Source organism: Noviherbaspirillum sp. (genome assembly GCF_035944575.1).
Classification (GTDB): Bacteria; Pseudomonadota; Gammaproteobacteria; order Burkholderiales; family Burkholderiaceae_D; genus Noviherbaspirillum.
Genome location: NZ_DASZBA010000237.1, coordinates 1 through 6,351 on the forward strand (window position 1 = coordinate 1; position 6,351 = coordinate 6,351).

Annotated in this window: 6 protein-coding genes; 3 read left to right on the plus strand and 3 right to left on the minus strand. The window is 57.5% G+C overall.

Annotation, left to right across the window (positions count from 1 at the left end; all coding sequences use genetic code 11):
- Nucleotides 1–40: 40 nt before the first annotated feature.
- Nucleotides 41–1,126, minus strand: coding sequence for a prolyl oligopeptidase family serine peptidase (locus VGU61_RS19065; protein ID WP_326860851.1), 1,086 nt, complete (start codon nt 1,124–1,126; stop codon nt 41–43).
- Between the two features lie 538 nt (nt 1,127–1,664).
- Here VGU61_RS19065 and VGU61_RS19070 point away from each other — a divergent pair.
- The gene (locus VGU61_RS19070) at nt 1,665–2,021 is read left to right on the plus strand and encodes a translation initiation factor Sui1 (protein ID WP_326860858.1); all 357 of its coding nucleotides are present in this window, start codon (nt 1,665–1,667) and stop codon (nt 2,019–2,021) included.
- A gap of 142 nt (nt 2,022–2,163) precedes the next feature.
- Here the strand turns inward: VGU61_RS19070 and VGU61_RS19075 are convergent, their stop codons facing one another.
- Nucleotides 2,164–2,949, minus strand: a complete 786-nt coding sequence (locus tag VGU61_RS19075) for a hypothetical protein (RefSeq protein ID WP_326860852.1) — start codon at nt 2,947–2,949, stop codon at nt 2,164–2,166.
- A gap of 291 nt (nt 2,950–3,240) precedes the next feature.
- Between VGU61_RS19075 and VGU61_RS19080 the strand changes: the two genes are divergently transcribed.
- The gene (locus VGU61_RS19080) at nt 3,241–3,366 is read left to right on the plus strand and encodes a hypothetical protein (RefSeq protein ID WP_326860854.1); all 126 of its coding nucleotides are present in this window, start codon (nt 3,241–3,243) and stop codon (nt 3,364–3,366) included.
- Between the two features lie 79 nt (nt 3,367–3,445).
- Here VGU61_RS19080 and VGU61_RS19085 read toward each other — a convergent pair whose 3' ends face one another.
- A complete protein-coding gene (locus tag VGU61_RS19085) occupies nt 3,446–4,495 on the minus strand; it encodes an alpha/beta hydrolase (protein ID WP_326860855.1) in 1,050 nt (349 codons plus the stop codon).
- A 983-nt stretch (nt 4,496–5,478) separates the two neighbouring features.
- On the opposite strand from VGU61_RS19085, the gene VGU61_RS19090 reads away from it, so the two are divergent.
- Nucleotides 5,479–6,171, plus strand: a complete 693-nt coding sequence (locus VGU61_RS19090) for a CBS domain-containing protein (protein ID WP_326860856.1) — start codon at nt 5,479–5,481, stop codon at nt 6,169–6,171.
- The last annotated feature ends 180 nt before the right edge of the window (nt 6,172–6,351 follow it).

Here is a 6,351-nt window from a genome sequence, read left to right on the forward strand (position 1 = left end):
CATAAGCGGCTGGGCGTGAGCGCATCCATGCCGATATGCACTACGGCCGTCCTGTCACACGCTGCACCATCCGGTAGAGTACCGACATCTGCGCGCCGCTCTTCAGCGCATAGTTGGGATCGACCTGGTTTGAGTAGCCCCACCAGTCATAGCAGCCATTCGGGTTGGTCGGTCCTGGTGCGGACGACGCAATGGTGTCGGGATAGACAACCACGAGGTTGTTGGTGTCGGCCCATTCGTTGATGCCCGCCTGGGTCACCCAGCGATTGCCGATGAGTGCCGAATACTGCTTGCAGCCATGCAGTGCGAGCACCATGCCGCATGTTTTTCCTTGCGCGCAGGCTTTCGGCACGAAGACAGTACCGGTGGTATTCAACGACACGTTGGGCGCTGCGCCGAATTCGGTCTGGTCGAAGGTCGACAGCGTGCCTTGCAGCCTTCCATTGTTGCGCGGGTTCAGTCGTCCCAGGAAGAGCTTCAGCCAGGTTTGCACGGAATCGTAGGGGGCGCCATTGAGGAAGCATTTCACCATGAAGGGGGTGCCCCCGGTGCCGCAGTCAAGTTCACCGTTCGGCGATTCCCAGCCGTGCGCGGCTGGAAAGCCATTATCGAACACCACCTTGGCTCCATAGTGAAGGTATTCCGCATTGAGGTCGGCCATCTGGCGTGGATTGACGGTGGCGTCCCTGGTGCCGGACCACAGATAAACCGGCTGACCGCTGAGGTTCCTTGATGAGTCGATCGTGCCCAGGGCAGACTGGGTGTCCAGATAAGCGATCGACTGGGCAAGCATGCTGTTATAGGACGCTTCATTCGTCGGCAAGGTCTGGCCGCCACAGTTGGCGAGAGCGGTCGCGGCGCCGCCGGCGCCCGCGCACCAGTAGACGCCGCCCGCATAGATGGCGGCTCCCTTGAAGGTCGCGGAATGGGCCACGTGCATCTGCACCGCGGTGAAGCCGCCGGAGGAAATGCCTGCGACAAAGACCTTCGCCGGGTCGATCTGATAGCGTTGGAGTTTTTCGAGGGACGGCGTGGTCGCTGTCGTCTGTGCACCGGCACCGGTGGCTGCGATAAATCCGATGGCGAATATGGCGGGCCATGCCAATCGAAAATTAAGCTTCTTCATGATGATCGTCTCCTCGTTGACTCAGGAAAAGTAAGCCTGCTTCAGCGCCTGTTTTTTGATTTACCGCAGCGTTGTTTCCATTAAAAGCAACAGCGGCATTTTTAGGACTGGTGCAAATCCGAATGTTGTTGAGACTCTACTTTTTATCCGGCGTTCATCCATGAGTTTGCGCAAGAGGGCAATCGCCCGATTGCCTGTCGGCCCGCAAGCCAGGAGGAGCGTCATTGCCGCCGATAAGGGGTTGCATGATCTGCTCCAGCGACTGCGTGAATGCTCGTGCCCGCCGGGGTTGGGGACGCCGGTTGGCGTAGACGAGGGATACCGGCATCGGCGCGGCGGGAATTTAATGAATCACCGATCCGGTATTGAACGCTCCCGAGTCGCCACAGCAACAGGCTGATGGGCCGCTTTCTACCATGGCCGCAGGCTGGTGTGAGTCGGAAGCTGTCGATAGGGAAGGGTCGCAATCGGCCGAGAGCGGGCAGTCACGCGGTGCTAAACTCGGCCGATTCACACTTCAAACATGACTGAGTTAGACATGAAGAGCAGTTCAAACAGCGGCCTTGTGTATTCCACCGATGGCGGACGCATGTGTCCTGAGTGCCGACGGTCTCTCTTGGAGTGCGCCTGTAGACTCAAGGCCGTACCCATGGGGGATGGTGTGGTGCACGTGTCGCGCCAGACTAAAGGTCGGGGCGGGAAGAGCGTAACGCTGGTCAGGGGGCTGGCGCTTGATCCTGCTGCACTGGCTTTGCTCGGCAAGCAGTTGCGCAAGGCATGCGGCTCTGGCGGAACAGTGAAGGATGGTGTAATCGAAGTTCAGGGAGATCACTGCGAGCAGATCATGCTGGAACTGAGAAAGCATGGTCATCATGCCAAGCGTAGTGGTGGCTAGCCTTGGAAACTCCGAATGCCCGCAATATGGCTATAGCTGCCGTGGCGCAAAGTCGGCATACGACCAAGTTAGGGTAAGGTTGCCTAAAACACCGGGGACAGGCGGCAACGATCAAAACCTGAAGGCTTTCTATCGATAGTGCTTAGTCCAGGTAGGTGCCGGCGTATCCTCGATATGGATTGCCATAGACCCGTCGGCCGAGCATGTGATTCTCCTTCATGAAAGACGAGATTGCATCCGGGGATGCGCCCTTGAGCATTTCCTTGACGAGACCACTCGGTTCCATGGTGCGGTAGCGCACGGGCATGCCTGCTCGCGCGGCTCCCTCGGGCAGGTCCGGCACTGTCAGCGTGGGATCCAGGAATAGCGCCGCACCCACGTGCGGATTGTACCGCTCCCGAACCAGCTTGGCTGCTTCAAGAATTGACGATATGACCAGTCCGAACGATCGGTAGGTCATCTTTGCTTGCCAGGATGCACGCATGAAAAGTAATTCATCCGGATCGACGCCAGGACAAGCGCCCTGATATGCTGCCGTCAGGCAGTGATCGGCCGCAGCCAGCAGCCGCTGTGTCGGATCGGGTTCGAGCTCCAGGACCGACAGCAGCTGTCCAAGAGACGAACCACGCAGATAGTCCTGCGGACCACAATCGAATCCTGCATCGCCCGGATTATGGTGATCAATGCGCAGAGTCGGGGCAATTTGCCTGACCGCACATTCGACGAACACGACAGGCTGACGTGGCAAGATTAGCTGGGCCTGGCGTTTGCCATGCTCCAAATGCATCGCTGAATCGGCATCATAGGCTGTCGCCGAGGTGCATTTTTGCCCGCCGACGGTAGCCCATGCAACAGGATGGCCATGTATGTTCAGCACGCGTTCTATTTCGCGCATTTCAGGGTCAAGTGCACCGAGGATAAAAAGCATGTGAGCTTCTGGCTCCTGTATGAGATTTTTTTAAAAGATATTGTCCGGAAACTGCCGACCGTGGTTTGTTTTCAGGTATACCGAGTGGGTTGGACTGCGGCCCGATTACAAAATTTCCCTGATGATAGAAATGTCGCCAGAGGGTGATGGACCATTGAATCCAACATGGAACGACCGCTTCGGGTCGGAAGCGGCGCCACCGCAACGAATAAATGCATAGAGCCATACTCAGCCGATACTGCCTGCAAATCATCCTGTTTTACTCTGGCGATGACAAAGGCCAAGGAGATCGTGAATGCACTCATCCTGCAACTCGGGTTCTTCGGCATCGATCTGGGCCCGCTGAGTATCGGCGGCCGGCTGGCTCAGTTCCCCGGCGGGCCATTGCCGGTTCTGAATCTGGTCAAACTGGAATGAAGCCTTCAAATGAAATGCCATCGGAAGCCAGCATGACGTTACGCGTAGCACAGCCGATGGCCTGCCGGCGATTTCCAGGCTAAGAAGGATGCGCCAGGGAAGGCTTGGACATGCCGACATTCCTGGCAGTAAAACCTGGCATCGCGCTCCTTGCTGCCGAATGTATCGCGTCCATGACCTCGCTTGGCGCGATGTGATGAACCATGTGCCCGGCACCGTCGATGACCCGATACTCGGTATGCGGAAACTCGGCGTGAAAGCAGTCTGAATGTTTACTGCGATACACCAGCCGATCACCGCTGCCTGCGACAAGAACGATAGGCATCTGCAGTTCGTGGTAACGCTTGCCCAACTTAATGACGTCCGGGTACATCAGGATCATCTCGGCCGAACTGGCGCGAATCTGTGTCGGCCTCAGCACAAGCCAAGGCGGAAGCTTCTTCATCGATTCGGCAACCGGTGCCGGAGTAAATTCCCGCTTCAACATGAATGGCCAATTCAGGCGCAACATGATCGGTGTTATGGTGTAGCGCATGAGGTCGCCGACGACCGGGATGGCAGGCTGTGCGGTCAGCGGGATCTCCGGACGCATGGTGGGGTAGTAGTAACCGGATGTCAGGACGAGGCTGCGAACCGATTCGGGAGAGTCGAGCGCCATCGCGATAGCCACCAGTGCGCCCAGCGAGTGCCCAAGTACGATGGGTTTTCGCGCGCCGATCTTCCGCAAGGCGGCATTAAGCAGCTTGGCCTGTGCTTGCGATCCCCAAAGGGTGGTGCGCGGCCGTTCACTGTAGCCATATCCCGGACGGTCAAAGACAATTACCCGGTAATGCTGTGCTGCCATGTCGACCAATCCGCTCAGAGTAAAATCCATTCCCATCGTGGTATTGCCATGCAGCAGGACTAGCGGGTCGCCTTCACCCTTCTCGAAGTAGTGCAGGGACACGCCGTCGACGTCGATAAACTTTCCTTCGGGCGGATAGTTCCGCTCCGCTTCCCTGTTGCGGTAGGCAACATACAGCGCGGCGGTTGCGAGGGCAATGCCGGCGCCTAGTACGCGGCCGCTGCGCCAGGAAGAAAGGCGGTTTGTCGTTTCTGAGTGATCCGCAGGTCTGGTCCGGTAGTTCATGATCTGCTCCACTTTATAGAAAGCCTGTTAGAGCAAGGGGGCCGGATCGCGTTCATTAATTGATTGGTCACGGTTCTGCAGACATGCCGGTCCGTAGAATGTTTGGCCCTGCTTATGCGCCAGGCGTTCATCGCATCCACTTTTAAAGGATTTGGTGGCAGATAGCCTTGCAAGGAATGCATACGTATGAATCCATACACTTGGATCTGACCGCCCTTTGCTGTCGTATCCTTGCCCTTCAAGATGTTTCAGAGCGTTACTTTGTGAAGACATGGAAGACGGCGTGGCGGTCGAAGCCGCGTCCGTAGATAACGAGGGCTTTACTCAGAAAGCAGCTGCCTGTTGCAGTCTCCGCGGCTAAATGTGTCGAAGAGTGCCCTGCTTGCCTTTGAGGATCGACGCGAGATTGCGATCGCTGCCTGCCATCGATTCGATATGTTTTATCAAGCACGAATGCAGTCAACATCTGCTCCCAGACTCGGCCTAGTATCAAGCGAGTGTCGTGTTCCGGTGCCGCCTTCTTCAGAAGCCGACTAATAAGACTCTGCCTGATCTACTTTCTTGAAGCAGTTCAATGTTGCCGCCGTTCTGCGGCTAAGCGCCTTGCCGCACGCATTGTTTCCTCGCAAAGACCATTTGTTTCGTCCATAACTTTGCTGGCAATTTTGCACCCGACGTCAAGCCGGCGTGATGCAAGCGAGAACGCATAAAAAAAACCTTGCAGCGAGCCTTTTGCGAAGGAATATGTGCGCACTTTTGAAGTCTCAGTAATCCGTTAAAGCAGATGGCATGGCGCTGCAATCGACTTGGGGCCAACAACGATTCCTTACGTCGGCTACCAGACATTGCGACTCATGCCTGGATTTGGAAAGACCCTCTTGCTGATTTACCGAACGCGCCGCCTTGCATGACTGCGATGTGCTCCACCGGGCATCGGAACATGCAAGCCTGCGCACTTTTTCCTAAATGAAGGAGAGCTACTCATGCAGATCGTTTCGGAAGTAATGACAAGGGATGTGCGTTTCGTATCACCGCAGGAAAGCTTGCAACGTGCGGCGCAGATGATGGATGAACTCGACGTCGGCGCGTTGCCGGTGTGTGAAGGTGATCGTCTCGTCGGCATGGTGACCGACCGCGACATCACGATACGCGGCACGGCCGCGGGCCGGTCGCCGGGTGATGCGCACGTCGATGAAGTGATGAGCACGAATATACGCTGCGTGTTCGAGGATCAGGCGCTGGATGAGGTGATGACCCAGATGGCCGACAGCCAAATCCGCCGCATTCCTGTTGTCACGCATGATGAACAGCAGAAGCTGATCGGCATCATTTCGCTCGGTGATGTGGCTGTCAGAAGCAGGGAAGACATGAAGGGTGATGTCGAGGATACGGTGGAGATGGTGTCGGCGCCTTCCGGCCCTGGAGGTGATGTACTGGGCTTGGCCAATATCGCTGGCCGGTCCGGGGAGGGCGGTGCAGGCGCAGCGGCCACCGGCACCGGTTCGGCCGGTGTTGCCGGAACCGATCTGTCGCGCGCCGGCGAGAACGGCATCGGCGCAGCTGGTGCGTCCGGCGAGCCGCTCGATGACAAGGCAGGGCAGGGCAGCGGTGATTCACGCCGCAACTTTGGTGTCGGCGGCGGCGACCTGACCGGCGACGGGTTGCCGCCAGCGTGAGGGGCATTGCGCATCAGACCGAGCACTACGGCCTCAGCAACGCGACTGGCAGCCTGAAGGTTTGGAATAATGGCATGGCGTGCTAGTACCCTTCAGGAATGCGCGCCATGCGTCGGCATAGAATCGATCATCTGGCCGTCGTTCACTTCCTCCTGCCCCGCAGCAGTGAAGGCCGTCTCC